Annotated in this window: 21 protein-coding genes and 1 riboswitch; of the genes, 15 read left to right on the top strand and 6 right to left on the bottom strand. The window is 70.4% G+C overall.

Annotated elements, in window-relative coordinates:
• Positions 1-4 precede the first annotated feature (4 nt).
• Both QUG93_RS05515 and QUG93_RS05510 read right to left on the bottom strand, forming a co-directional pair.
• The gene (locus QUG93_RS05515) at positions 5-739 is read right to left on the bottom strand and encodes a M56 family metallopeptidase (RefSeq protein ID WP_289472827.1); all 735 of its coding nucleotides are present in this window, start codon (positions 737-739) and stop codon (positions 5-7) included.
• Between the two features lie 13 nt (positions 740-752).
• On the bottom strand, positions 753-1,142 hold the full coding sequence (locus QUG93_RS05510; RefSeq protein WP_289472825.1) for a BlaI/MecI/CopY family transcriptional regulator: 390 nt from the start codon (positions 1,140-1,142) through the stop codon (positions 753-755).
• A 95-nt stretch (positions 1,143-1,237) separates the two neighbouring features.
• Positions 1,238-1,328: riboswitch (glycine riboswitch) on the top strand.
• Positions 1,329-1,500: 172 nt separating this feature from the next.
• Here QUG93_RS05510 and gcvT point away from each other — a divergent pair.
• From gcvT to QUG93_RS05470, 8 genes are all read left to right on the top strand, one after another.
• Positions 1,501-2,604 (top strand): glycine cleavage system aminomethyltransferase GcvT, encoded by a 1,104-nt coding sequence (gene gcvT, locus QUG93_RS05505; RefSeq protein ID WP_289472823.1) that lies wholly within the window; start codon positions 1,501-1,503, stop codon positions 2,602-2,604.
• A 4-nt stretch (positions 2,605-2,608) separates the two neighbouring features.
• Positions 2,609-2,986 (top strand): glycine cleavage system protein GcvH, encoded by a 378-nt coding sequence (gcvH, locus tag QUG93_RS05500; protein ID WP_289472820.1) that lies wholly within the window; start codon positions 2,609-2,611, stop codon positions 2,984-2,986.
• On the top strand, positions 2,983-5,898 hold the full coding sequence (gcvP, locus tag QUG93_RS05495; RefSeq protein ID WP_289472819.1) for an aminomethyl-transferring glycine dehydrogenase: 2,916 nt from the start codon (positions 2,983-2,985) through the stop codon (positions 5,896-5,898). Before gcvH ends, gcvP begins: the two co-directional genes overlap by 4 nt.
• A 402-nt stretch (positions 5,899-6,300) precedes the next feature.
• The gene (locus tag QUG93_RS05490; protein WP_289472817.1) at positions 6,301-7,932 is read left to right on the top strand and encodes a peptide ABC transporter substrate-binding protein; all 1,632 of its coding nucleotides are present in this window, start codon (positions 6,301-6,303) and stop codon (positions 7,930-7,932) included.
• 245 nt (positions 7,933-8,177) lie between these two features.
• Positions 8,178-9,107: an ABC transporter permease gene (locus QUG93_RS05485; RefSeq protein ID WP_289472815.1), complete on the top strand. Its 930-nt coding sequence runs from the start codon at positions 8,178-8,180 to the stop codon at positions 9,105-9,107.
• Positions 9,097-10,047: an ABC transporter permease gene (locus tag QUG93_RS05480; protein ID WP_289472813.1), complete on the top strand. Its 951-nt coding sequence runs from the start codon at positions 9,097-9,099 to the stop codon at positions 10,045-10,047. The genes QUG93_RS05485 and QUG93_RS05480 overlap by 11 nt, the downstream gene beginning before the upstream one ends.
• Positions 10,044-11,786, top strand: a complete 1,743-nt coding sequence (locus QUG93_RS05475; protein WP_289472811.1) for a dipeptide ABC transporter ATP-binding protein — start codon at positions 10,044-10,046, stop codon at positions 11,784-11,786. The genes QUG93_RS05480 and QUG93_RS05475 overlap by 4 nt, the downstream gene beginning before the upstream one ends.
• A 59-nt stretch (positions 11,787-11,845) precedes the next feature.
• Positions 11,846-12,355 (top strand): PH domain-containing protein, encoded by a 510-nt coding sequence (locus tag QUG93_RS05470; protein WP_289472809.1) that lies wholly within the window; start codon positions 11,846-11,848, stop codon positions 12,353-12,355.
• A gap of 186 nt (positions 12,356-12,541) precedes the next feature.
• Here QUG93_RS05470 and QUG93_RS05465 read toward each other — a convergent pair whose 3' ends face one another.
• The 3 genes from QUG93_RS05465 to QUG93_RS05455 all read right to left on the bottom strand — a co-directional run bounded on the left by QUG93_RS05465 (position 12,542) and on the right by QUG93_RS05455 (position 15,421).
• Positions 12,542-13,087, bottom strand: a complete 546-nt coding sequence (locus QUG93_RS05465) for a PH domain-containing protein (protein ID WP_289472808.1) — start codon at positions 13,085-13,087, stop codon at positions 12,542-12,544.
• A gap of 46 nt (positions 13,088-13,133) precedes the next feature.
• Positions 13,134-13,610: a peroxiredoxin gene (locus tag QUG93_RS05460; RefSeq protein ID WP_289472806.1), complete on the bottom strand. Its 477-nt coding sequence runs from the start codon at positions 13,608-13,610 to the stop codon at positions 13,134-13,136.
• Positions 13,611-13,738: 128 nt separating this feature from the next.
• The gene (locus QUG93_RS05455; RefSeq protein ID WP_289472804.1) at positions 13,739-15,421 is read right to left on the bottom strand and encodes an ABC transporter family substrate-binding protein; all 1,683 of its coding nucleotides are present in this window, start codon (positions 15,419-15,421) and stop codon (positions 13,739-13,741) included.
• 144 nt (positions 15,422-15,565) lie between these two features.
• Here QUG93_RS05455 and QUG93_RS05450 point away from each other — a divergent pair, with 144 nt between their 5' ends.
• The 3 genes from QUG93_RS05450 to QUG93_RS05440 are packed head-to-tail and all read left to right on the top strand — an operon-like array spanning position 15,566 to position 19,768.
• Positions 15,566-16,549 (top strand): ABC transporter permease, encoded by a 984-nt coding sequence (locus QUG93_RS05450; RefSeq protein WP_289472802.1) that lies wholly within the window; start codon positions 15,566-15,568, stop codon positions 16,547-16,549.
• A 1-nt stretch (position 16,550) separates the two neighbouring features.
• Positions 16,551-17,579, top strand: a complete 1,029-nt coding sequence (locus QUG93_RS05445) for an ABC transporter permease (RefSeq protein ID WP_289472800.1) — start codon at positions 16,551-16,553, stop codon at positions 17,577-17,579.
• On the top strand, positions 17,576-19,768 hold the full coding sequence (locus tag QUG93_RS05440; RefSeq protein WP_289472798.1) for a dipeptide ABC transporter ATP-binding protein: 2,193 nt from the start codon (positions 17,576-17,578) through the stop codon (positions 19,766-19,768). The genes QUG93_RS05445 and QUG93_RS05440 overlap by 4 nt, the downstream gene beginning before the upstream one ends.
• 165 nt (positions 19,769-19,933) lie before the next feature.
• Here the strand turns inward: QUG93_RS05440 and QUG93_RS05435 are convergent, their stop codons facing one another.
• Complete coding sequence (locus tag QUG93_RS05435; protein ID WP_289472796.1) at positions 19,934-20,683, bottom strand: CPBP family intramembrane glutamic endopeptidase; 750 nt, start codon at positions 20,681-20,683, stop codon at positions 19,934-19,936.
• A 125-nt stretch (positions 20,684-20,808) separates the two neighbouring features.
• Between QUG93_RS05435 and typA the strand changes: the two genes are divergently transcribed.
• The 4 genes from typA to QUG93_RS05415 all read left to right on the top strand — a co-directional run bounded on the left by typA (position 20,809) and on the right by QUG93_RS05415 (position 25,964).
• Positions 20,809-22,731, top strand: coding sequence for a translational GTPase TypA (typA, locus tag QUG93_RS05430; protein WP_058741470.1), 1,923 nt, complete (start codon positions 20,809-20,811; stop codon positions 22,729-22,731).
• Positions 22,732-22,840: 109 nt separating this feature from the next.
• Entirely contained in the window at positions 22,841-24,034 is a 1,194-nt protein-coding gene (locus QUG93_RS05425) for an amidohydrolase (protein ID WP_289472794.1), read from the top strand.
• Positions 24,035-24,202: 168 nt separating this feature from the next.
• The gene (locus QUG93_RS05420; RefSeq protein WP_289472792.1) at positions 24,203-24,742 is read left to right on the top strand and encodes a hypothetical protein; all 540 of its coding nucleotides are present in this window, start codon (positions 24,203-24,205) and stop codon (positions 24,740-24,742) included.
• A gap of 19 nt (positions 24,743-24,761) precedes the next feature.
• On the top strand, positions 24,762-25,964 hold the full coding sequence (locus QUG93_RS05415; protein WP_289472790.1) for a PIG-L family deacetylase: 1,203 nt from the start codon (positions 24,762-24,764) through the stop codon (positions 25,962-25,964).
• The last annotated feature ends 17 nt before the right edge of the window (positions 25,965-25,981 follow it).

The raw sequence follows: 25,981 nt of genomic DNA, 5'->3' as shown, positions 1-25,981 counted from the left end.
CCGGTCAGCCCAGCCGGGAGGCCCGGATCGCCCCGAGCGCGCTCGTCCCGTCCGCCACGAGCACCGCTCGCCGCAGCGCGTCGCGCCCCACACGGCGGGCCGCCGCGTCGTCGGCCGCGAACTCGACGAGCACGCGCGTCGAGCGCGCCATGGCGCGCGCGCCGGGCACCCAGGGGACCGCACGCTCGATCGACTCGGCGACCACCACGGCGACCGCATGGCGCTGGGTCAGGTGGGCGCGTTCGTGGGCGACCACGGCCTCCAGTTCGTCCGTCCGCAGCAGGTCGGCGAGCCCGGTGCTCACGAGCACCCCGCCGGAGCGGCCGGGGACGGCGCAGGCGAGCGCGTGGTCCGCCTCGACCAGGGCGACGGGCGTGCCGTCGATCTCGTGGTGCGGGGCGTGACCGGACCGCATGGCGCGGCGGACGGCCTCGTGCTCGGGACCCGGCCGGACGCGGACCGCGATGACGAACGCGGCCACGGCGAGCAGGGCGACGCCGAGGTTCAGGCCGTGCGTCGGCGACTCGCCCAGACGGAAGGGGTCGAGCGGCCGGTCGGCCACGACGACCAGGGCGGTGCCGACGACGAAGCCGACCACGCCGAGCAGGACCGCGAGCGACCAGGAGACCAGCGCGGTGCGCGGCATGGTGATCGTCCAGGCGGACCGGGTCAGCACCCGCGGAGCGACCACCACGACGACGAGGGCGAGTGCGATGAGGACGACTCCGGCGACGACCACTGCGTGTCCCTCGTCAGGAGCGCGCTCGGGCGTCGAGGGCGCGGCGCAGGACGTCGAGGTCGTCCGAGGCCAGGGAACCGGTGAACTGCAGCAGTGCGGCCTCGCGGTCCGACGCGGCGGCGAGCGCGTTCGACATGAGCGACGCCGTCTGCTGCTCGCGGCTGTGCACGGCCCGGAAGGTCAGCGGGGCGTCGTCGTGCTCCTGCCGCTCGACCTGGCCCTTGCGGCCGAGGCGGTCGAGCACCGTCAACACCGTCGTGAGCGCCGGGCGGGGCTCCGGGAAGGCGTCGAGCACCTGCCTGGCGGTGCACCCCGTCGTGACACCGGCGTCGGCGGCGGCGCGCAGCGTCTCGAGGACCGCCTGCTCGAGCTGGCCCCTGGGGCGCGATCGCTGTCCTGCCATCCGGGCATTCTACGAGACGTCGAACCGTCGGCCACGACACATGCCCGAAACGCGGGGTCGCTATGCTCGGGCCTGCACAACTCAACACCGGCCGCACACCCGCCGCGGGAGAGCCGAGCGCACGCGCACGGCACCGAAGGAGCAACCTCCCCGTCAATCTCTCAGGTCCCACACCGCAGCGGACAGGCCACTCTGAAAAGCAGTCACGCGCGCCCGCCCGGGTCGTCCGCGCCGGCTCGCCCACGGTGAAAGCCGCCGGACCTCACGGGCCGCGGTGAAACTCTCAGGCCCATGACAGAGGGGGAGTTCCCGCCCGACGACGGCCGTCGGGTCCTGTCGATGCCAGGAGAACTCCGTCATGCGTTCCTCTCCCTTGGAAGCCGCGCACCAGGCTGCCGGTGCGAGCTTCACCGACTTCGCCGGGTACCGCATGCCCGTGCGCTACTCGTCCGACCTCGCCGAGCACCACGCGGTGCGGCAGGCCGCCGGGGTCTTCGACCTGTCGCACATGGCCGAGGTCGGCGTCACCGGTGCTGACGCCGTGCCCTTCCTCGACCACGCGCTCGCCGGGTCGTTCGGCGCGATGACGGTCGGTCGGGCGAAGTACTCGCTGCTGCTCGCCGAGGACGGCGGCATCCTCGACGACCTCGTCGTCTACCGCACGGGCGAGGACGTCTTCCTCGTGGTCGCGAACGCCTCCAACCGCGAGGTCGCAGTGTCCGCACTGACCGCTCGCGCCGACGGCTTCGACGTCGTCGTCTCCGACGACTCGGACAGCACCGCGCTCGTCGCGATCCAGGGTCCCGCGGCCGCCGGCACGCTCGACGCGCTCGTCGTGGCCGACCGTCTGCAGCCGGAGACCCCGCTCGACGAGCTCCGCTACTACCGCGTCCTGCACGCGCTGTTCGACGGCGCCGAGGTGCTCGTCGCCCGCACCGGCTACACGGGCGAGGACGGTTTCGAGATCTACAGCGACACCGACGTCGCGACCGCGATCTGGGACGCGCTGCTCGAGACCGGTGCCGACCGCGGGGTCGTGCCCGCCGGCCTGGCCGCCCGGGACACCCTGCGGCTCGAGGCCGGCATGCCGCTCTACGGGCACGAGCTCTCCACCGACGTGCGCCCGGCGCAGGCCGGGCTCGGCCGGGTCGTCGCGACCTCCGGCTCGTTCGTCGGTGACGCCGGTGTGCAGCCCGAGGCGGACGCCAGGGTGCTCGTCGGGCTCGTCACCGAGGGCCGCCGTGCTCCCCGCGCCGGGTACGACGTCGTGCACGAGGGACGGGTCGTCGGCACGATCACCTCGGGCGCGCTGTCCCCGACGCTCGGGCACCCCGTCGCGATGGCCTTCGTCGACCCCGACCTCGCCACCGAGGGACAGGTCCTCCACATCGACGTGCGCGGCACCGCCGTCCCCAGCACCGTCACCCCGTTCCCCTTCTACCGTCGCACCCCGAGAGGCTGACCCCGTGACCGACCAGACCGCACTCCAGTACACCGCCGACCACGAGTGGATCCTCGTCGAGGGCGACACCGTGACCGTGGGCATCACCGACCACGCCGCCGAGCAGCTCGGTGACGTCGTCTACGTCGAGCTCCCGGCCGTGGGCACCACCACGACCGCCGGTGACCAGATGGGCGAGATCGAGTCGACGAAGAGCGTCGGCGAGCTCTTCGCGCCGATCGAGGGCGAGGTGGTCGCGGTCAACGACGCCGTGGTGGACGCCCCCGACACCGTCAACCAGGACCCGTTCGGCGCCGGCTGGCTCGTCAAGCTCAAGGTCGACGGCACCTCGTTCCCCGAGGACCTGATGGACCACGACACGTACCGGGCGTCCATCGCATGACGACCCGCGACCAGAACCTGCAGACGTCCTTCGCCGACCGCCACATCGGCACGACGGCGGCCGACCAGCGCGTCATGCTCGACGCCGTCGGCCAGCCCTCGCTCGACGCCCTCGTCCGCGCGGCGATCCCGGAGTCGATCCACGCCGCCCCGACCGAGCGCTCGTCGATCCCCGCGGCCGTCGGCGAGACCGAGGCGCTCGCCGAGCTCCGCACCAAGGCGGCACGCAACACCGTCCGTCGCGCCATGATCGGCCTCGGCTACCACGGCACCCACACGCCCACGGTGATCCAGCGGAACGTGCTCGAGAACCCGAGCTGGTACACGGCCTACACGCCGTACCAGCCGGAGATCTCGCAGGGTCGGCTCGAGGCGCTCATCAACTTCCAGACGATGGTGTCCGACCTGACCGGGATGGCCACCGCCGGTGCGTCCATGCTCGACGAGGGCACGGCCGTGGTCGAGGGCATGCTCCTCGCCCGCCGCGCCTCGAAGGTCAAGGGCGACGCCTTCCTCGTCGACGCCGACCTGCTGCCGCAGACCCGTGCGCTGCTCGACCACCGTGCCGACGCCGTGGGCATCACGCTGCGCGCGTTCGACGCCGTGGACGGACCGACCGACGAGCAGCTCGACGGCGCCTTCGGCGTGGTCCTGCAGTACCCGGGTGCCTCCGGCCGGATCGTCGACCCCTCGACCACCATCGAGCGGATCCACGCCGGCGGCGGCATCGCGGTCGTCGCCGCCGACCTGCTCGCGATGACGCTCCTGGCCAGCCCGGGCGACCTCGGAGCGGACGTCGCCGTCGGCACGAGCCAGCGCTTCGGTGTCCCGCTCGGCTTCGGCGGCCCGCACGCCGGGTACCTCGCCGTCCGCGCCGGGCTCGAGCGCCAGCTGCCCGGTCGGCTCGTCGGGGTGTCCTTCGACGCCGACGGACAGATGGCCTACCGCCTCAGCCTGCAGACCCGCGAGCAGCACATCCGCCGCGAGAAGGCGACGAGCAACATCTGCACCGCGCAGGTCCTGCTCGCCGTGATGGCGTCGATGTACGCCGTCTACCACGGGCCCGAGGGGCTGCGCTTCATCGCGGACCGGGTGGCGCGGACGACCACGGCGCTCGCCACGGCGGCCCGTGACGCCGGGTTCGAGGTGGTGCACGAGCACTGGTTCGACACGTTGACGCTCCGGGCGGCCGGTCGTGCCGCGTCCGTCGTGGACGCCGCCCGCGACGCCGGGTACCTGCTCCACCTCGTCGACGACGACACGTTCCAGCTGTCGGCGGACGAGACGACCACGCCGGACGACGTGAGCGCGCTCGCCCACGTGCTCGGGGTCGTCGACGCGACCGTCCCGGCGGCGGAGGCCGCCGTTCGTGACGCGGCCACGGGCCTCCCGTCCGACCTGCTGCGCAGCAGCGCGTACCTGACGCACCCGGTCTTCAGTGCCCACCGCAGCGAGACCCGCATGATGCGGTACCTCAAGCACCTCGCCGACAAGGACTACGCGCTCGACCGCGGGATGATCCCGCTCGGCAGCTGCACGATGAAGCTCAACGCGGCGACCGAGATGGCGGCGGTCACCTGGCCGGAGTTCGCGAACGTGCACCCGTTCGCTCCGCGTGAGGACGTCGAGGGCTACCTCGACATGATCGGCGACCTGGAGACCTGGCTCGCCGAGGTCACCGGGTACGACACCGTCTCGCTGCAGCCGAACGCGGGCAGCCAGGGCGAACTCGCGGGTCTGCTGGCGATCCGCGGCTACCACCGGTCCCGCGGTGACGTCGACCGCACCGTGTGCCTCATCCCGTCGAGCGCGCACGGCACGAACGCGGCGTCCGCGGTCCTCGCCGGCATGAAGGTCGTCGTCGTGGCCTGCGACGAGGACGGCAACGTCGACCTCGGCGACCTCCGGGCGAAGACGGCCCAGCACGCGGACACCCTCGCCGCGCTGATGATCACGTACCCGTCGACGCACGGTGTGTACGAGCACGACGTCCGCGAGGTCTGCGACGCCGTGCACGAGGCCGGCGGCCAGGTCTACGTCGACGGCGCGAACCTCAACGCGTTGCTCGGGCACGCCCGCTTCGGCGACTTCGGCGGCGACGTCTCGCACCTCAACCTGCACAAGACGTTCTGCATCCCGCACGGCGGCGGCGGGCCAGGTGTCGGACCGGTCGCGGCGAAGGCGCACCTCGCGCCGTTCCTGCCGGCGCACGCGATGGCCCAGGACGAGGACCGTCGACCCGGGTCGACCTCGGGCGACCGGCTCGCGCACGCGGGCGGTCCGGTCTCCGCGGCGCCGTACGGCAGCCCGAGCATCCTGCCCATCACGTGGACGTACGTCCGCATGATGGGGCTCGAGGGGCTCACCCGCGCGACCGAGGCAGCGGTGCTCGGCGCGAACTACATCGCGGCGCGGCTGCGCGACGCCTTCCCGGTCCTCTACACGGGGGAGTCGGGGCTCGTCGCGCACGAGTGCATCCTCGACCTCCGGCCGCTGCGCGAGGCGTCGGGGGTCACGGTCGACGACGTCGCGAAGCGCCTGGTCGACTACGGCTTCCACGCCCCGACCATGTCGTTCCCGGTCGCCGGCACCCTCATGGTGGAGCCGACCGAGAGCGAGGACCTTGCCGAGCTCGACCGGTTCGTGGACGCGATGCTCGCGATCCGGGCCGAGGCAGCAGCGGTCGAGCGGGGGGAGTGGCCGGCGGACGACAACCCGCTCGTGCACGCCCCGCACACCGCGGCATCGGCGATCTCGGGGGAGTGGACGCACCCGTACACGCGGGAGCAGGCCGTCTACCCGGTGCCGGGCATCAGCGCGCGGAAGTACTGGCCGCCGGTACGCCGGATCGACCAGGCGTACGGCGACCGCAACCTGGTCTGTGCCTGCCCGCCGATCGAGGCGTTCGCCTGATCGACGTCACACGGCGGCGGCGTCGTCGCTGACCGCGTAGGGTGAGCCCCGTCCGGAGTCCCGGGCGGGGCTCACCACGTCGAGGGACCGACGCAGGCCGGGCGAGTGCCGCGGAGCGGTCGGAGCGCTCCACCACTGACGAGGGCGCCGACGAGTGTCGCTCGGCTTGCACATCAGTGTGCGTCAGTGCAATGGCTTCGTTGCAGAAGCAACGATTCCGCTCCTGAACGGTTCCAGCGCCCGAATCTTGCATCCTCCCGCAACGATCCTGCGACTTGGTTTCCGGTTTGTAACCGATGGCCGCAGGGTTTGGTCGGGGGTCCGAGCACTGCCTACAGTGCAAGGACAAACGCGCCCGGCAGCACCTCTGTGCCCGGCGCGTCCCATGCACCAGGAGGAACCTTGATCAAGAAGCGCGCTGGGCTCTCTGCCCTCGCCGTGCTCGGGGCCACAGCAATCGCCCTGACCGGCTGCTCCAGCAACGGCGGCAGCAGCAACGGCGGTGACTCGGGCTCGACGAACGCGTCCGGAATCGTCACCACCAACGGCTCCGAGCCCCAGAAGCCCCTCGTCCCCTCGAACACCACCGAGACCGGTGGCGGCAAGATCGTCACGTCGATCTTCGAGGGCCTCGTGTCCTACGACGCCGACGGCAAGCCGGTGAACGAGGTCGCGAAGAGCATCGACACCGATGACTCCAAGACCTACGACATCAAGCTCAACACCGGCTACACCTTCACCAACGGCGAGAAGGTCACGGCCGAGTCGTTCACGAAGGCGTGGGACTGGGCGGCGAAGAAGTCCAACGCGCAGAGCGCGAGCTACTTCTTCGAGAACATCGAGGGCTACGACGCCGACAAGGACTCGGACCTCACGGGCCTCAAGGTCGTCAGCGACGACGAGTTCACCGTCACGCTGAAGTCGGCGCAGTCGGACTTCCCGCTGTCGCTCGGCTACTCGGCCTTCATGCCGCTGCCCTCGGAGTTCTACAAGGACACCAAGGCCTTCGGCGAGAACCCGATCGGCAACGGCCCGTACAAGCTCGACGGCAAGAGCGCGTGGACGCACAACCAGTCCATCAAGCTCGTCACCAACGAGGACTACGCCGGCAAGCGCAAGCCGAAGAACGGTGGTCTGACGATCACGTTCTACACGACCCAGGACACCGCGTACGCGGACGTGCAGGGCGGTAACCTCGACGTCCTCGACGCGATCCCGGACAGCGCCTTCCAGACCTACAAGTCGGACTTCCCCGACTCGAACGTCAACCAGGCGGCGGCGATCTTCCAGGGCTTCTACCTGCCCTACTACCTCAAGCACTGGAGCGGCGACGAGGGCAAGCTCCGTCGTGAGGCCCTGTCGATGGCGATCAACCGCAAGGAGATCACCGACAAGATCTTCGACGGCACGCGCACGCCGGCCAAGGACTTCACGTCCCCGGTCATCGATGGCTGGACCGACGACCTCGAGGGTTCGGACGTCCTCGACTACAACCCGTCCGAGGCCAAGAAGCTCTGGGCCCAGGCGAACGACATCTCGCCGTACGACGAGACGCTCTCCATCGCCTACAACGCCGATGGTGGACACGAGGCGTGGGTGACCGCGGTCACCAACTCGATCTCGAACACGCTCGGCATCAAGGCCGAGGGCAAGGCGATCCCGACGTTCCAGGAGGCGCTCGACGCCCAGACGAACGACAAGCTCACGGGCGGTAGCCGCACCGGTTGGCAGGCGGACTACCCGTCGCTGTACAACTTCCTCGGCCCGACCATGGGCAAGGGCTCGTCCAGCAACTACGCGCGCTACGACTCGGCGGAGTACAACGAGCTCCTCGCCAAGGGCCGCTCGGCCGCGACCGTCGAAGAGGGCAACAAGATCTTCGACCAGGCGCAGGAGCTGCTGTTCAAGGACCTCCCCGAGATCCCGCTCTGGTACGCCAACGTGACGGGTGTCTGGTCCGCCGACAACGTCAAGAACGTCAAGTTCGGCTGGGACTCGGTGCCGCTGTACTACGACATCGAGGTCACCAAGTAACACCGGTCTCCACTGCGGACGAACACCGCGGAGACACACCGCGAGCAGGTATCCTGCTCCGCGACCACCGGACGGGGGTCCGGAGACCACACGGTCTCCGGGCCCCCGTACCACGGCGGCAACACCTTCCCCCACCACAGCGGGCGCCGCCGCCCGCACCGGACACCCGTGCCGACCCTCGGACAGTCCACTCCTCACGACATGAACCTGAACGACATGCGCGCCGCGCAGACCCGGGCCATCTGATGCTCTGGTACCTCGGCAAGCGCCTCCTGCAACTCATCCCCGTCTTCTTCGGGGCCACGTTCCTCATCTACTTCATGGTCTTCTCGCTGCCCGGCGACCCGATCGCCGCGCTCTTCGGCGACCGCCAGCCGACGCCGCAGGTCATCGAGCAGCTCCGACAGCAGTACAACCTCGACAAGCCGTTCATCGTGCAGTACCTGCTGTGGATCGGTGGCGTCTTCAAGGGTGACCTCGGTGTGACCTACTCGGGGCTGCCGGTGTCGCAGCAGCTGGCCTCGGCCTTCCCGATCACCGCGCGCCTGGCGATCCTGTCGCTGGTCTTCGAGGCAGTCGCCGGCATCGTCGTCGGCGTGATCGCCGGTCTGAAGAAGGGCAAGTGGTTCGACGCCACCGCGCTCGTCGTCTCCCTGCTGCTCATCTCGGTGCCGACCTTCGTCGTCGGCTTCCTGCTGCAGTACGTCTTCGGCATCCAACTCGGGCTGTTCCGCGTCACGGTGTCGGGTCAGGCGCCGTGGTCGGAACTCGTGCTGCCGGCGATCGTGCTCGCGACCGTGTCGTTCGCGTACATCGTCCGGCTCACACGCGCCAGCGTGGCCGAGAACATGAACGCCGACTTCGTCCGGACCGCCACCGCGAAGGGCCTGCCGCGTCGTCGTGTCGTCGGCGTGCACATCTTCCGGAACTCGCTCATCCCCGTGGTGACCTACCTCGGTGTGGACATCGGCAACCTGATGGTCGGTGCGGTCGTCACCGAGGGCATCTTCAACATCAACGGTGTCGGCGGAACGGTGTTCCGCGCCGTCAAGCTCGGCGAGGGCCCCACGGTCGTGTCGTTCGTCGCCGTGATGGTCATCATCTTCATGCTCGCCAACCTCCTGGTCGACCTGCTCTACGCCGTCCTGGACCCGAGGATCCGCTATGCCAAGTAACGCCGAGTCCCGTTCCGCGACGCACTACGTCGCGCCGATCGAGGAGACCCCGCTGCAGGCGGTGGACCAGGTCGACGAGAACGAGAAGACCCGTTCCACCTGGACCGACGCGTGGGACTCCATGCGCATCCGTCCGACGTTCTGGGTGTCGTCGATCCTCATCCTGCTGGTGCTGGTCGTCGCGGTCTTCCCCGGTCTGTTCACGCACGTGAACCCGTCGTCCGCGAACCTCGCGAACAGCAACGGCGGCCCGGAGTCGGGGCACCCCCTCGGCTTCAACCGCCAGGGCTACGACGTCTACGCCCGTGTCATCTGGGGTGCGCGCAACTCGGTCATCGTCGGCCTGGTGGCCACGGTCCTGGTGTCGCTCGTCGGCATCATCATCGGCGCCCTCGCCGGGTTCTACGGCGGCTGGCTCGACACGATCGTGTCCCGCATCGCGGACATCTTCTTCTCGATCCCGACCATCCTCGGCGCGATCGTGATCATGTCCGTCATCCCGGCCCGCAACGCCATCACCGTCGCGCTCGTGCTCGCAGCCTTCGCCTGGCCGCAGATCGCCCGCATCATGCGCGGTGCTGTGCTCAGCGCCAAGCAGTCCGACTACGTGATGGCCTCGGCGGCGCTCGGCGTCAGCCGGTTCACCACGCTCGTGCGGCACGTGATCCCGAACGCCCTGGCGCCGGTCATCGTCGTCGCGACCGTGTCGCTCGGGACGTTCATCGTCGCCGAGGCGACCCTGTCGTTCCTCGGCATCGGCCTGCCGCCGTCGGCGCTCAGCTGGGGCCTCGACATCGGCACCGCCCAGACGTCGATCCGCACGAACCCCTCGACGATCTTCTGGCCGTCGGCCGCCCTGTCCATCACCGTGCTCGCGTTCCTGCTCCTCGGCGACGTGGTCCGCGACGCGCTCGACCCGAAGGCGAGGGCCCGTCGATGACCGAGACGCTCACCGATCCCACCACCAGCCGTCCGGCCGGCGCCGGCGCTCCGCTGCTCGAGATCACCGACCTGCAGGTCGGGTTCCGCACGCAGAGCGGGGTCGTCCAGGCGGTCCGCGGCGTCAACCTCACCCTCGAGCAGGGTGAGCGTCTGGCGATCGTCGGCGAGTCCGGTTCGGGCAAGTCGACCAGCGCGCAGGCGATCATCAAGCTCCTCGCCGGCACCGGCGAGGTCACCGGCGGGTCGATCAAGTTCAACGGGCGCGAGCTCGTCGGGCTGTCCGACAAGGAGATGGCCGGCATCCGCGGGAAGGAGATCGGCTACGTCCCGCAGGACCCGATGTCGAACCTCAACCCGCTGTGGTCGATCGGCTTCCAGGTCGAGGAGGCCATCAAGGCCAACGGCATGGCCACCGGCAAGCACGCGATCCGCGCCCGCGCGGTCGAGGTCCTGCAGGAGGCCGGCCTCGGCGACGCCGCGAGCCGCCTCAAGCAGTTCCCGCACGAGTTCTCCGGCGGCATGCGCCAGCGCGTGCTCATCGGCATCGGGCTGTCGAGCCGCCCGCAGCTGCTCATCGCCGACGAGCCGACGTCCGCACTCGACGTCACCGTGCAGCGCGTCATCCTCGACCACCTCGAGACCCTGACGCGTGACTTCGGCACGTCGGTCCTGTTCATCACGCACGACCTCGGGCTCGCCGCCGAGCGCGCCGAGAAGCTCGTCGTGATGTACAAGGGCCAGGTCGTCGAGTCGGGTCCCTCGAAGGAGATCCTGGCGAACCCGCAGCACCCCTACACGCAGCGCCTCGTGGCCGCGGCCCCGTCGCTCGCGAGCCGCCGCATCCAGTCCAAGGTGCAGCACCAGCGGGTCGACATCGCGGACGCCGGCAGCGAGGACGACGAGCTGATCGCCCGCGCCCAGGAGCGCGAGCACCGTCCGGCGAAGGACCTGATCGTGGTGAAGAACCTCGAGAAGGTGTACAAGCTGCGCGGGAAGAACCTGCAGTCCCGCGAGCTGAAGGCCGTCGACGACGTTTCCTTCGCGATCCCGAAGGGCACCACCACCGCGCTCGTCGGCGAGTCGGGCTCCGGCAAGTCGACCGTCGCGAAGCTCGTCCTGCAGCTCGAGTCGATCACGAGCGGTACGGTGCAGTTCGACGGCATCGACATCGGCGCGCTCACGGGCAAGGACCTGTTCGACTTCCGCCGCCGCGTGCAGCCGGTGTTCCAGGACCCGTACGGCTCCCTGGACCCGATGTACAACGTCGGGAACACGATCGCCGAGCCGCTCGCCACGCACAAGGTCGGCGACAAGGCCAGCCGCCGGGCCCGCGTGCTCGAGCTGCTCGACCAGGTCGCGCTGCCGAAGTCGATGGTGAACCGCTACCCGAACGAGCTCTCCGGCGGCCAGCGGCAGCGCATCGCCGTCGCGCGTGCGCTGGCGCTCAAGCCCGAGGTCATCGTGCTCGACGAGGCGGTCTCCGCGCTCGACGTGCTCGTCCAGGGCCAGATCCTCGACCTGCTCACCGAGCTGCAGACCGAACTGGACCTGACGTACCTCTTCATCACGCACGACCTCGCCGTCGTCCGCCTCGTCGCGGACAACGTGTGCGTCATGCGGAAGGGGCAGATCGTCGAGAAGGCGACGACCGACGAGGTCTTCGCCGACCCGAAGGAGCAGTACACGAAGGACCTGCTCGCCGCGATCCCGGGCGCCGGGTTCGAGTTCGGGCGCTGATCCTGAGCGGTACCGAGGCCGGACGTCCCGTCGTCCTCCGCGCTGGTCGCGGGGGAGCGGTGGCGTCCGGCCTCGTCGCGTTCCTGGGGGCGTTCCTGCTCGTCGACGCCGCGTTCCGCGGGAGCTGGGTCGTGTTCTGGGTCGCTCTCGGGCCGATCGCGTCGGTCGTCTGGGCGCTCTGGCTGCTGACGTTCCGTCCGGCGATCCTCGTCGACGACCACGCGGTGACGGTGCTGAACCCGCTCCGGACGACACGGATCCCGTGGTCGGCCGTCGCGGCGGTCCGGCTGCGGTGGCAGGTGCTCGTCGAGACCGGGGACGGTCGGATCGTGCGGTGTTGGGGCGGACCGGTCGTGCAGCGCCCTCGACCCGTTCGTCGGGGGACCCTGTCGGTGCCGCAGGACGCTGCTGCGCTGCCGGCGATCACGGACCGCTGGCGGGAGCGGCGGGGCGTCCGGCCCGCCGACGGCACCGTCGTCCGCGGCTGGGACCGCCCAGCGGCGGTGTCGGGGATCCTCGTCGGCACACTGCTCGTCGTCGCGGCCGTCGTCGGCCTGCTGGCCGCCTGAGCGGCCGGCCCGGCGGCCCGGGCATGGCTGCCAGGGCACAGGTGCAGGTACCGGCGAGCAGGTCGGGCGCGTCCTGCAGGTCGTGCACCGGCTCATCTCGGGTTCACGTGCCGGACGGGAGGCGTGGGGCGGCGCCGCCCCGAGCCTCCCGGCCGGCATGCGGACAGCAGCGATCCGGTCTGTGCCTCAGCGCTGCGCCGCCGCCATCGAGGCGGCGACGCCGAGCACGATCATCGCGGTGACGGACCAGCCGTGCGCACGGTGGCGGATCGGAGCAGCGACCACCGTCGCGGGTGGCGGACCGTCGTGGTCCACCGGAGCCGGGACGTGCTCGCGCAGCTGGGCGGCGAGCTCCGCGACCGAGACCGAGCGTCGGGCGGCTCCGCTGCCGGTGTGGAGCGCGAGGCGCGCAGTCGGCCGGGTGGCGAGCCAGGTGCGGCGCACCCCCTCGCTCGAGACGACCTCGACGCCGTACTTCGCGCGGACCTCCTGCACCCGCCGCCAGGGGTAGGTGCTCGTCCGTCGGACGTCGACGATCGTCAGTGACTCGTCGGTGACGACGAAGCGCGGACGCCACAGCACGGCCCACGCGACGAGCGCGATGAACAGGCTCGGCACCGGGGTCAGCCAGGGCGAGCCGCCGGTCAGCAGGCCGAGCGGCACCAGGACGACCGCGACCACCCACAGGGCGACGGCGAGGATGCGCATCGGGGGCGCGACGACGGTGCTCATCCCCGACATCGTACGGGGACGAGCGGTCACACCGACCCGGACCGGGTCAGACGAGCGCCTCGACCTGTGCACGGATGGTCTCGGCCTTCGGGAACCGCAGTCCCACGAGTCCGACGTGTCGCCAGCGGACGACACCGTCGGCGTCGATCACGAACACCGACCGCCGGAGCCCGATCCCCGGGGCCTGGACGCCGTACGCTCGGATGACGTCGCCCGAGGTGTCGCTCAGCAGCGGGAAGGTGAGCGAGGAGCCGCGGGCGAAGTCCTCGTGCGAGTCGAGCGCCTGCGGGCTGATGCCCCACACGATCGCGCCGAGGTCCGTGAAGTCGTCGAGCTCCTCCTGGTAGCTGCAGAGCTGCGCCGTGCACACCGGGGTGGCGTCACCCGGGTAGAAGGCGAGGACGAGCGGCCGTCCGATCGCGGCCGACAGCGCGTACTCGTCGTCGAGACGTTCGCCGTTCCGGACGATCAGGCCGGGAAGGGTGAAGTCGGGCGCGTCGTCGCCCGGCTCGGGGATGCTCATCACCCAACCGTAGGAGTCCTCCGGTCGTGGGGACACGTCGACGCGCTGCGCGGCTCGTCCTGGTCACCCGCAGACGACGGACGGGCCCGGTCGCGTGGTGCGACCGGGCCCGTCCTGCCGACGAGGGACTACTCGGTGAACCCGACCTTGGTCCAGTCGATGTTCTGTGCGCCCGCGAAGGCGCCGTAGTTGGCGAGCTTCGGGTTCTGCGCGACGAGCGCCGGCTTCGCGGTGATCGGCATGGAGTGCCCGATCGCCCAGACCTGCTTGTCGACCTTGTTCCAGAGCGCGTTCGCCTCGTCGGTGTCCGGCTCTGCGATCGCCTGCTTCACGAGCTCGTCGATCGACTTGCTGCCGATGCGGCCGTAGTTCTGGCCGGTGTCACCGGTGGTGTAGATCGACGCGCCGCCCGAGTGGAACCCGGTGCCGCCCCAGACGAAGATCGTCATGTCGTAGTTGCCCGGCGTGACGTACTGCTCGAAGAAGTCGTCGACGGCGACCGACTTGAGCTTCAGCTCGATGCCGACGTCCTTCAGCTGCTGCTGCATGACCTCGGAGAGCTTCTGCGACGCGGTGGCGCCGGACGGGATCGTGATCGACAGCGAGAGGGTCTTGCCGTCCTTCTTGCGGTACGTGCCGTCGGTCTTCCAGCCGTCGTCGTCCAGGATCTTCTTGGCCTTCTCGACGTCGAACGTGGCGTTCGGGTCGGTGTTCGACTGGTAGCCGTCGTCGGTCGACAGGAAGATGTGGTTGTCGAGCGTCCCGAGCTTGTAGGGCAGCGTGCCACCGATGACCTGCGCGAGCGCCTCACGGTTGACCGAGTGCTGGATCGCCAGTCGCAGTTCCTTGTCCTTCAGGATGCCCTTGGACGAGAAGTCGACGTGCGTGTACTGCGCCGAGGTCGAGGCGTAGATCTTCGAGTCCTTCGCGTCCTTGACGCGGTCGAACCGCTCGGACGTCGTGGTGAGGACCGAGTCGATCTCCTTGTTCAGGTAGGCGTCCACGTCGGCGTTGCCGTCCAGCGCGCGGAAGATCACCTGGTCGAGCTTCGGCTTGTCGCCCCACCAGGTGCTGTCCGGCACGATCGTGACGGTCTGCGCGGTCTCGTCGAGCTTCGACACCTTGTACGGTCCGGAGGAGACCGGCACCTTGCCCTTGTAGGCCTCGTTGAAGGCCTGCGGCGTGCCGGTCTGGCTGGCCGGGTACAGCGGGCTGAAGAGCGACTTCCAGTCCGAGAACGGCTTCGCGAAGACGACCTTGACGTCCTGGTCGGTCGAGCCCTTCGTCACCGACTCGATGTCCTCGTAGCCCGTGGTGGCGCCGACGAGGTACTCGTCGTTGGTCCCGTTCAGGGCCTTCCACTCGTTCTCGAAGTCCTTCCAGGTGATCGACGAGCCGTCGTTCCACTTGGCCTTCGGGTTGATCGTGTACTCGATCGTGAGCGGGTCGTCGCTCGTGGCCTCGGCCTTCGACACGTAGTCGGTGTCGAGCTCCGGCGCGCCCTTGCCGTCGATCGTGTACACGAACGGCATGGTCGCCTGCTCGATGGTGGCCGCGTCGACCAGGGCGCCGTCGACCTGGTTGTAGTTCCACTGCGTGATCCACTGCGAGATCGGGAGGCGGAGGGTGCCGCCGTCCTGCAGGTCGGAGACCGGCTTCTCGTTGATCTGGGCCGAGGTGGGCAGGGTCTTCTTGCCCGAGTCGTCCGAGCCGCCGCCGGATCCACCGTTGGATCCGCTCGAGCAGCCGGTCGCGACGAGAGCGAAGCCGGCGAGTGCCGCCGTCAACGCCAGGACTTTCCTGTGCTTCATGGTCTTCCCCTCGTGAAGTTGTGGATCACCCTACGTCCCTCGGGCGGGGGCAGTCGATGCGTTCTGTTGCACATGCCAATTCGTTACGCGCCGAGACCGAGCGTGTGATCTGCCGGAAACAAAACGGGTCGTATGGTGTTCCGCATGACCCGCTTCCTGGCGCGTCGACTCGTGTACTACGTCGTGCTCGTGTTCCTCGCCACCTCGCTGACGTACTTCCTGGCCTCGGCGACGTTCAGCCCCCGATCCGTCTACGCCGAGCGCAACCCGGCTCCACCGGCGGCGACGATCGACCGGAAGCTCGACGACATCGGGGTGAACGACAAGACCCCGATCGTGGTCCGCTACGGGCACTGGCTCGGCGACGTCGTGCACGGTGACATGGGCCGGACGATCCAGGACCGTCCGGTGACCGACCAGTTCTGGCCGCGGTTGGGGGTGAGCCTGCGGTTGCTCCTGGTCGGGACGGTCATCGGCATCCTGCTCGGGGTGCTCGTCGGCGTCTGGAACGCGATCCGGCAGTACCGGATCTCCGACCGGGTGAGCGCGATCGTGTCGATCGTCCTCATCTCGACGCCGGTGTTCCTCACCGCGGTGTTCCTGAAGATCGGGGCGACGAAGCTCAACCAGGACACCGGCACGCAGCTGATCAACTTCACCGGCGAGGCGACCCCGGGGCTCACCGGGAGCTGGCTCGACCTGTTCCTCGACCGCGGCGTGCACCTGCTGCTGCCGACGATCTCGATCGCCCTCGGCCTCATCGCGATCTACAGTCGGTACCAGCGTGCGACCATGCTCGACGTCCTCGGCTCGGACTTCCTGCGCACCGCGCGGGCGAAGGGCCTCACCCGGCGGCAGGCGACGTTCAAGCACGGCCTCCGCACGGCGCTCCTGCCGATGACCACGTTGTTCGCCTACGGGTTCCTCGGCATCCTCACCGGCGCGATCTTCACCGAGAAGATCTTCGGCTGGAACGGCCTCGGCGCGTGGTTCATCGACTCGGTGAACAACAACGACGTCAACGCGGTGACGGCGTACTCGCTGTTCGCGTCGGTGATGGTGCTCATCGCGGGCTTCCTCGCGGACACCCTCACCGCCGTCCTCGATCCCCGCGTGCGGAGGAGCTGACATGACCGACACCCGGATCGAGCCCGTCGACGGCGCCACCCTGGCGCGCGCGGACGCGCCGCTGCCCGGCAGCCCCAAGCCCGGCGGGAAGCAGCGCAACCGCTTCCTGCAGACCGTCGTCCGCACCTTCATGAACCGCGGGGCCGGGGTGGGGCTCGTCCTGATCCTCGTGCTCTTCGCGTTCGCCTTCATCGGCCCGCTGGTCAGCCCCTACAGCTACTCGCAGATCGACTACACGGCCTTCACGCAGCCGCCGAGCGCCGCCCACTGGTTCGGCACGAACGGCATCGGGCAGGACGTCTTCGCCCAGACCGCACGCGGCATGCAGAAGAGCCTGCTCATCGGCCTGCTCGTCGCGGTGTTCTCGACGGCGATCGCCGCCCTGACCGGCGCCGCCGCGGGGTACTTCGGCGGCTGGGTCGACCGCATCGTGATGTTCTTCGTCGACATGCTGCTCGTGCTGCCGTCGTTCCTCATCATCGCGATCATCAGCCCGCGCATCCAGGACTCGGGCTGGATCGTCCTCGTCGCCCTCATCGCGGGCTTCGGGTGGATGATCACCGCGCGGGTCGTGCGCTCGATGACGCTCTCGGTGAAGGAGCGCGAGTTCGTCCGGGCCGCGCGCTACATGGGCATCGGACCGTTCCGGATCATCGTCCGGCACATCCTGCCGAACGTGGCGTCGTTCCTCATCATCGACGGCACGATCCAGGTCGGTGCCGCGGTGCTGTCCGAGACGAGCCTGAGCTACTTCGGCTTCGGCGTGCAGCCGCCGGACGTCTCGCTCGGCACGCTGATCGCGCAGAACCAGGACGCGGCGCTCACCAGCCCCTGGCTGTTCTACTTCGCGGCGGGCGCGCTCGTGGTCTTCGCGATCGCGGCGAACCTGCTCGGCGACGGGCTGCGGGACGCCCTCGACCCGACGTCGTCGACGGGCAAGAAGCAGAAGCGCACGGGCCGCAAGCGCGACCAGGACCAGGCCGCGGTCGACGCGGCGACGATCACCACCCAGGCGGGGGCCGGCGCATGAGCACCGAACACAGCACCAGCAACGGCAGCCTCAGCACCGGCAGCACCAGCACCGGGCGCGCCACCGGGAGCGTCGCGACCGACGCACCGGTCCTGCGGGTCCGCGACCTCGACGTCCGCTTCCCGACCCCCCGCGGCGTCGTGCACGCGGTGCGCGGGGTCGACCTCGAGCTCCGTCGGGGAGAGGTCCTCGGCATCGTCGGCGAGTCCGGTTCGGGCAAGTCGGTCACGAGCATGGCCATCCTCGGTCTGCTGCCGGAGACGACGAAGGTCACGGGCTCGATCCAGCTCGAGGGCGAGGAGCTCCTCGGCCGCAGCGACAAGCAGATGAGCAAGCTACGCGGCGCGAAGGTGGCGATGGTCTTCCAGGACCCGCTGTCCGCCTTCACGCCCGTCTACACGATCGGCGAGCAGATCGCGGAGACGGTCCGCGTGCACCGCGGTGCCTCGAAGCAGGAGGCCCGTGCGCGCGCGATCGAGCTGCTGGAGCTCGTCGGCATCCCGCAGGCCGAGCAGCGCGTCGACGCCTTCCCCCACGAGTTCTCCGGCGGCATGCGGCAACGCGCGATGATCGCGATGGCCATGGCGAACGACCCGGACGTCATCCTGGCGGACGAGCCGACGACCGCCCTCGACGTCACGATCCAGGCGCAGATCATCGACGTGCTCCGCACCGCGCAGCGCGAGACGGGGGCCGCCCTGGTCTTCGTCAGCCACGACCTCGGTGTGATCGCCGGGATCGCCGACCGCATCGCGGTGATGTACGCCGGCCGGATCGTCGAGACCGCGAGCGCCGAGGAACTGTTCGCCCGTCCGCGGATGCCGTACACGATCGGCCTCATCGGCGCGCTGCCCCGGCTCGACGAGTCGAGTGGCGAGCCCCTCGTGCCGATCCCCGGGTCGCCGCCGTCGCTCATCGCCCTGCCGGACGCCTGCCCGTTCGCGGACCGCTGCCCGCTCGCCGCCGCCGTGTGCCGCGGGTCGGAGCCGCCGCTCGCCGCGGTGGACGTCGCCGCGGGCGTCCCCGGCGAGGAACCGGTCGACACTGCGGTGCCGCACGCCGTCGCCTGCCACCGCTACGAGGAGGTCGCCGAGGCGCACGCCGACGCCGGCGCGATCTTCCGCCTGCCCGACGTCCCCGCCGGAGCGCCCGTCGCCGAGGCGCCCGCCGCCCGCGCCGGTCGCGAGCCGGTGGTGCAGGTCGAGGGGCTCACGAAGACGTTCCCGCTGCTCAAGGGTGCGGTCTTCAAGCGGAAGGTCGGCGAGGTCTACGCGGTGGACGGGGTCGACCTCGACATCCGGACCGGCGAGACCCTCGGCCTCGTGGGGGAGTCCGGCTCGGGCAAGTCGACGACGCTGCACCAGCTGATGGACCTCGAGCGGCCCGAGCACGGCACGGTCGAGCTCTTCGGGCAGCCGGTGACCGCGTCGAAGCAGCTGCGCCAGCGCATCTCGATGGTGTTCCAGGACCCGGCCGCGAGCCTCGACCCGCGCATGTCCGTCTACGACGTCGTCGCGGAACCCCTGCGGGCGATCGGTGCCTCGTCGGACCGCATCGCCGAGCGGGTGCCGGAACTGCTCGGCCTGGTCGGGCTCCGTGCCACCGAGGCCGACCGCTACCCGCACGAGTTCTCCGGTGGGCAGCGGCAGCGCATCTCGATCGCCCGTGCCCTGGCGACCGAGCCGGAGCTGATCGTCCTCGACGAGCCCGTCTCCGCGCTCGACGTGTCGATCCAGGCGGGCGTGCTGAACCTGCTCGCCGAGCTCAAGGCCCGTCTCGGGCTGTCGTACCTGTTCGTCTCGCACGACCTGTCGGTGATCCGGCACGTCGCCGACCGGGTGAGCGTGATGTACCTCGGCCGGACCGTGGAGGAGGGTGCGGTCGACGAGGTCTTCGAGCGACCCATGCACCCCTACACGGCCGCGCTCATGTCGGCGGTGCCGGTACCCGACCCGGTGATCGAGCGGGCACGCCGGACGATCCTGCTGCCGGGGGACCCGCCCAGCCCGACCGAGCGCCCGACGGGCTGCCGGTTCCGCTCGCGCTGCCCGCTCTACGCGATGCTGCCCGAGGCGCAGCAGGCGCGGTGCCGCGACGAGGTCCCCGACAAGGCGCCGCGCCGCGGCGAGGACGTCGACCACCGCGCGGCGTGCCACTACCCGGAGCAGGTGCCGCAGCTGGTCGCCTGAGACGCGACCCATCGACGGACGGGAGGCGCGGTGCCAGCTGGCACCGCGCCTCCCGTCCGTCACCCGCTCACGACCGCCGCATCGATGGAGCAGTCACTGTCGGGTCGCAGCCACGGACCCGACGTCATCTGCACCATCGTCGCGCGCCGTTCGTCTGGCGAGTCCTCAGCGGAACAGCTCCGGGAACGTGTGCGCCACGAACGGGTAGCCCACGAACACCACCGCGTCGAGCAGGCAGTGCGTGATCACGAGCGGGAGCAGTCGTCCCCACTTCGTGTAGATCCACCCGAACACGACGCCCATCACCGCGTTCCCCACGAACGCCCCGAACCCCTGGTACAGGTGGTAGCTCCCGCGCAGCACCGCGGTGGAGAGGATCACCTGCCACCGCCCCCAGCCGAGGCCGCCGAGCCGCTCGTACAGGTACCCGATGACGATGACCTCCTCCTGCAGCCCGGACCGGACGGCCGAGAGCAGCAGGACGGGGATCGTCCACCAGTAGGAGTCGAGCGCCGCTGGGTCCACGTCCACCGTGAAGCCGAGCGCCCGTCCCGTGAAGTACAGGGCGAGGCCCGGAATGCCGATGCCGAGTGCGATGAGCGCCGCGCCGCCGAGGTCCGGCCGCACCCGGAACCGGTCGATCCCGAGTCGGTGCAGGTGCGGGCGGCGGGCGCTCCAGAGGAGGTAGCAGACCAGCGCGACCGGGGCCAGGTCGACGGCGATGCCGACGAGCTGCCGGGCGAGGTCGACGTACTGCACGGTCGTGGTCGAGGTGTTGAGTGCCGTCGACTGCTGCCCGAGCGGGGTCGTCTGCGACAGGTCGTCGATGATCTGCAGCACCGAGTACAGCGCGCTGCCGCCCAGCGAGAGCATGAGGACGATCGTGATCTCGATCCACGTTCGCCGTCGGCTCATGCGCTGTACTCCTCAGGGTTGCGAACTACCGGTAGACTGGCGTGTCGGGCGTTCTGCCCGCGGGTGCCATGTGTCCACGACGACCGGCCGCCCGATCTTCTCCGAACACTTGAAGGATGTCCTGTATGGCGCTCGCCACCCGGTCCGACCTGCGCAACGTCGCCATCGTGGCACACGTCGACCACGGCAAGACCACCCTCGTCGACGCGATGCTCACGCAGACCAACTCGTTCGACGCCCACTTCGAGGGCGAAGACCGGATGATGGACTCGAACGACCTCGAGCGCGAGAAGGGCATCACCATCCTCGCGAAGAACACCTCGGTGCTCTACAACGGGAAGCACGCCGAGGAGTTCAACCCGGGCGGTCGCATCACGATCAACGTGATCGACACCCCCGGCCACGCCGACTTCGGTGGCGAGGTCGAGCGCGGCCTCTCCATGGTCGACGGTGTCGTCCTGCTCGTCGACGCGTCCGAGGGCCCGCTGCCCCAGACCCGTTTCGTGCTCCGCAAGGCGCTCGCCGCCAAGCTCCCGGTGATCCTGCTCGTCAACAAGACGGACCGCCCGGACTCCCGCATCGACGAGGTCGTCTCCGAGTCGCAGGACCTGCTCCTCGGCCTGGCGTCCGACCTGGCGGACGAGGTCGACGACCTCGACCTCGACGCGATCCTCGACGTGCCCGTCGTCTACGCGTCCGGCCGTGCCGGTGCCGCGTCGCGCAACAAGCCCGAGGACGGCTCGCTGCCCGACAACGACGACCTCGAGCCGCTGTTCGAGGCGATCCTGCAGCACGTCCCCGCGCCGAAGTACGACGACGAGCACCCGCTGCAGGCGCACGTCACGAACCTCGACGCCTCGCCGTTCCTCGGTCGCCTCGCGCTGCTCCGCATCTTCCACGGCACGATGAAGAAGGGCCAGACCGTGGCCTGGGTGAAGCACGACGGCACCGTCGCGAACGCCCGCATCACCGAGCTGCTCATCACGAAGGCGCTCGACCGCTACCCGGCCGAGTCCGCGGGCCCCGGCGACATCGTCGCCGTCGCCGGCTTCGACACGATCACCATCGGTGAGACGCTGTCCGACCCCGAGGACGTCCGTCCGCTGCCGACCATCACGGTCGACGACCCGGCGATCTCGATGACCATCGGCACGAACACCTCGCCGTTGGTCGGCAAGGTCAAGGGCCACAAGCTCACCGCCCGCATGGTCAAGGACCGCCTCGACCGCGAGCTCATCGGCAACGTCTCGCTCAAGGTGCAGGACATCGGCCGCCCGGACACCTGGGAGGTCCAGGGCCGCGGTGAGCTGGCGCTCGCCATCCTGGTCGAGCAGATGCGCCGCGAGGGCTTCGAGCTCACCGTCGGCAAGCCGCAGGTCGTCACGAAGCGTGACGAGAACGGCAAGCTCCTCGAGCCCTACGAGCACATGACGATCGACACGCCGGAGGAGCACCTCGGCGCGATCACGCAGCTCATGGCCGCGCGCAAGGGTCGCATGGAGAACATGACGAACCACGGCACCGGCTGGATCCGCATGGAGTTCATCGTGCCGTCGCGCGGGCTCATCGGCTTCCGCACGTCCTTCCTGACCGAGACCCGCGGCACCGGCATCGCGAACGCGATCTCGCACGGCTACGACGAGTGGGCCGGCCCGATCCAGACCCGCATCAACGGCTCGATCGTCTCCGACCGCGCCGGTGTCGTCACGCCGTTCGCCATCACGAACCTGCAGGAGCGCATGACGTTCTTCGTCAACCCGACGGAGGAGGTCTACGAGGGCATGGTCATCGGCGAGAACTCGCGCGCCGACGACATGGACGTGAACATCACGAAGGAGAAGAAGCTCACGAACATGCGTTCGGCGAACGCCGACTCCTTCGAGTCGATGACGCCGTCGCGCCAGCTCTCCCTCGAGGAGTGCCTGGAGTTCGCGCGCGAGGACGAGTGCGTCGAGGTCACCCCCGACCACGTCCGCATCCGGAAGGTCGAGCTCGACGCCCAGGCCCGCCAGCGTGCGTACGCCCGTCTGAAGCGTCAGGACGCGTAGGCAGGACCAGCCTGGAGGCCCGGCCTCCGTCCGACGGCCCGGTCACCTCGTCGATGTGGCCGGGCCGTCGGCGTCTGCGCTCCCCGGGTTCGGGGATACGGTGGAGCGCGTGACACTCGATCTGCTCTCGCTGTACCAGGACCTGCATGCCCACCCGGAGCTCGGCTTCCAGGAGCACCGCACCGCCGGTGTCGTCGCCGACCGGCTCGCCGAGATCGGCGGGATCGAGGTCACCACGGGCGTCGGCGGCACGGGTGTCGTGGGCGTCCTGTCGAACGGCGACGGCCCGGTCGTGTGGCTCCGAGCCGACATGGACGGGCTGCCCGTGCAGGAGCGCACCGGCCTGCCGTACGCGAGCAGCCACACCGGTCGTGACGACGAGGGCACCGAGGTCCCGACGATGCACGCCTGCGGGCACGACATCCACGTGACGTGGCTGCTCGGCACGCTCGAGCGCCTCGTCGGCACGCGCGATGCGTGGCACGGCACCGTCGTCGCCGTGTTCCAACCGGCCGAGGAAGTCATCTCGGGCGCCCGCGCGATGATCGAGGACGGCCTGGTCGAGCGCTTCCCGAAGCCGGACGTCGTGCTCGGGCAGCACTCGGCCCCCGCTCCGGTCGGCATCGTCGCGGTCGGCTCCGGCCCGGTGATGGCCTCGAGCGACCGTCTCACCGTGACGTTCAACGGCCGTGGCGCGCACGGGTCGGCGCCGCAGGCCTCGCTCGACCCGATCGTCACCGCCGCGAGCGCCGTCGTGCGGCTGCAGACCGTCGTCTCGCGCGAGGTCTCGCCCTCCGATGCCGGCGTCGTCACCGTCGGCAGCTTCCACGCCGGGACCCGCCCGAACATCATCCCGGACCAGGCCGTCATCGAGATCTCGACCCGTGCGCGCAACGAGGAGACCCGCGAGCGGATCATCGCGTCGATCGAGCGCATCGTGCAGGCCGAGAGCGAGGCTGGTGGCCTCGACGCGCCGACGATCGAGCGTGCCCCGGGTGCCGAGGTCACGGTGAACGACGCCGAGGCCGCGGCACGGGTGCTCGACGCGCTCCGTGGTGCCGTGCCGGACGCCCGCGACCTGGAGATCGGCCTCGCGATGGCGTCCGAGGACGTCGGTCAGCTGGCCACCGCGGCGGGGGTGCCGCTCGTGTACTGGTTCACCGGCATCACCGACCCCGAGCTCTTCCGTCGCGGCGAGGACATCCCGAGCAACCACTCGCCGTTCTACGCGCCGCAGGCCGAGACGGCGATCCCCGTCGGGGTCGACGCCCTGACGGCTGCCACCCGCGCCCACCTGGCCTGACGGGCGGCCCCCCTCCGCACGACGCAACGTCGGCGGCACTGCGCAGCGGCACAGCGCTGCGAGCAACCGCCGACGTTGCGTTTCGCGGGGGAGGTGCGGCGCGGCGGGGCGGGAGGTTTCCCAGCGAACGCACGCCGCGCCTCCCGGCAGCCCACCTAGGGTGTCCGCATGCGCACGACCCGGACCCTGATCGCCGCCGTCACGGCGGGCATCGCCCTCGCCGGCCTGACCGGCTGCTCGACCGACGCTGTCCGTCAGGCGACGGACCTCGGCTCGTCGGTCGCGTCGAACGTGACCGAGACGGTGCAGGGCATCGACGGCAAGGCGATCCAGGACGGCATGGCCTCGGTCGCGGGCGGCATCGACGGCGCGCTCGACACCGCCCTCGAGGGCACGGGCGTCACGAGCGACGGCAAGGTGCCGGACGGCTTCCCGACCACCGACGTCCCACTGGTCGACGGCACCGTGCTCGGTGGCGGAGCGGGGCCGAACGGCTCCGGCTGGGTGGTGCAGGTCCGGGTGACCTCGGTCGACGCCTTCCAGGCAGCCACCGAGCAGCTCGCGGCGGCGGGCTACACCGAGTCCGCGAAGCGTGCCGACTCGTCGAGCGCCTTCGGGTTGTTCCGCAGCGACGCCCACCGCGTGGTGCTCACCGTCTCCGAGACGAAGGACGGCGTCACCGCGACGTACATCGTCACGCCCCGGTAGCGAAGTACCCTTGGTCGCGATGTCCAAGGCCCCCGCAACGCGTCCCGAGCGCGTCCTGTTCGTGCACGCCCACCCCGACGACGAGACCCTGTCGTCCGGTGGGACCATCGCCACCCTGCTCGAGCTCGGAGCCGAGGTGACGGTGCTGACCGCGACGCGGGGTGAGCGCGGGGAGATGCTGACGGAGGCGCTCGCGCCGCTCGCCGGCGACGGACCGCGCGTGGCCGCGCACCGCGAGACGGAGATCGCCGCGGCCCTGGCGGCGCTCGGCGGTCCGGCGCACCTGTGGCTCGGTGGCAGGGGCGCACGACCGACCGACCTGCCCGAGCGACGCTACACGGACTCCGGCATGCAGTGGGGACCGGACGGCCGCGCGACGGCTGCCGACGACGCCCCTGCCGACTCGCTCACCGCGGCCGACCTGGGCGAGGTCGTCGACGACCTGCGTGCAGCGATCCGCTCGACCGGCGCCGACGCGGTCGTGAGCTACGCGGACGACGGCGGCTACGGGCACCCCGACCACGTCCGGGTGCACCACGCCGCCCGGTACGCCGCGCGGGCCGAGGAAGTGCCGTTCTCGATGATCGTCGATCCCGACGCGCCCGAGGTCGACCTGACCGTCGACGTCGTGCCGGTCCGGGAGAAGGTGCGCGCGGCCGTCGAGCAGTACCGGTCGCAGGTGACCGTCGACCCGGTCGACCCCGCCGACCCGCAGCGCCTGACCTGGGTGATGCCGCACGGTGTCCGGCAGGCCGCCCCCGCCGTCGAGGCGTTCCGGCACGACGCCGACCCGGTGCCGCGGGCACCCGAGACCTTCGCCGAGCTCTCCGGTCAGGGCAAGGTCACGGCCCTCGTCGTCGCCGCGGTCGCCGGGCTCGTCGTGGGCGGACTGGGCACCGTCACCCACCAGCAGACCCTCGGCGGGTTCCCGGTCGGCATGGTGCTGACGACCCTGATCGTGCTCGGTCTGGTCGTCGGGCTGCGCCTGCTGTACCGCTCGCGCGCGATGGTCGCCACCGTCGGCATCGCGATCATCGTCGCCACGCAGGTGCTGTCGAGCGTCGGCGGGCAGTCCTCGCCGCTCGTGCTCGCGAACGTGGCCGGGTACGTGTGGACGTTCGCGCCGGCGGCGATCACCGCGTTCACCCTCGCCTGGCCCGACCTGTCCGGGCTGCGTGCCCGAGCCGCCGCCGCACGGGCGGACGAGCGTTCGGCGTCCTAGCGCGGTGACGGCGGGCA

It is taken from the genome of Curtobacterium caseinilyticum (assembly GCF_030363035.1).
In the GTDB taxonomy this organism is placed as follows: domain Bacteria; phylum Actinomycetota; class Actinomycetes; order Actinomycetales; family Microbacteriaceae; genus Curtobacterium; species Curtobacterium caseinilyticum.
The sequence above is the reverse complement of the archived record's forward strand: the minus strand, read 5'-3'. Positions and strand labels throughout refer to the sequence as shown.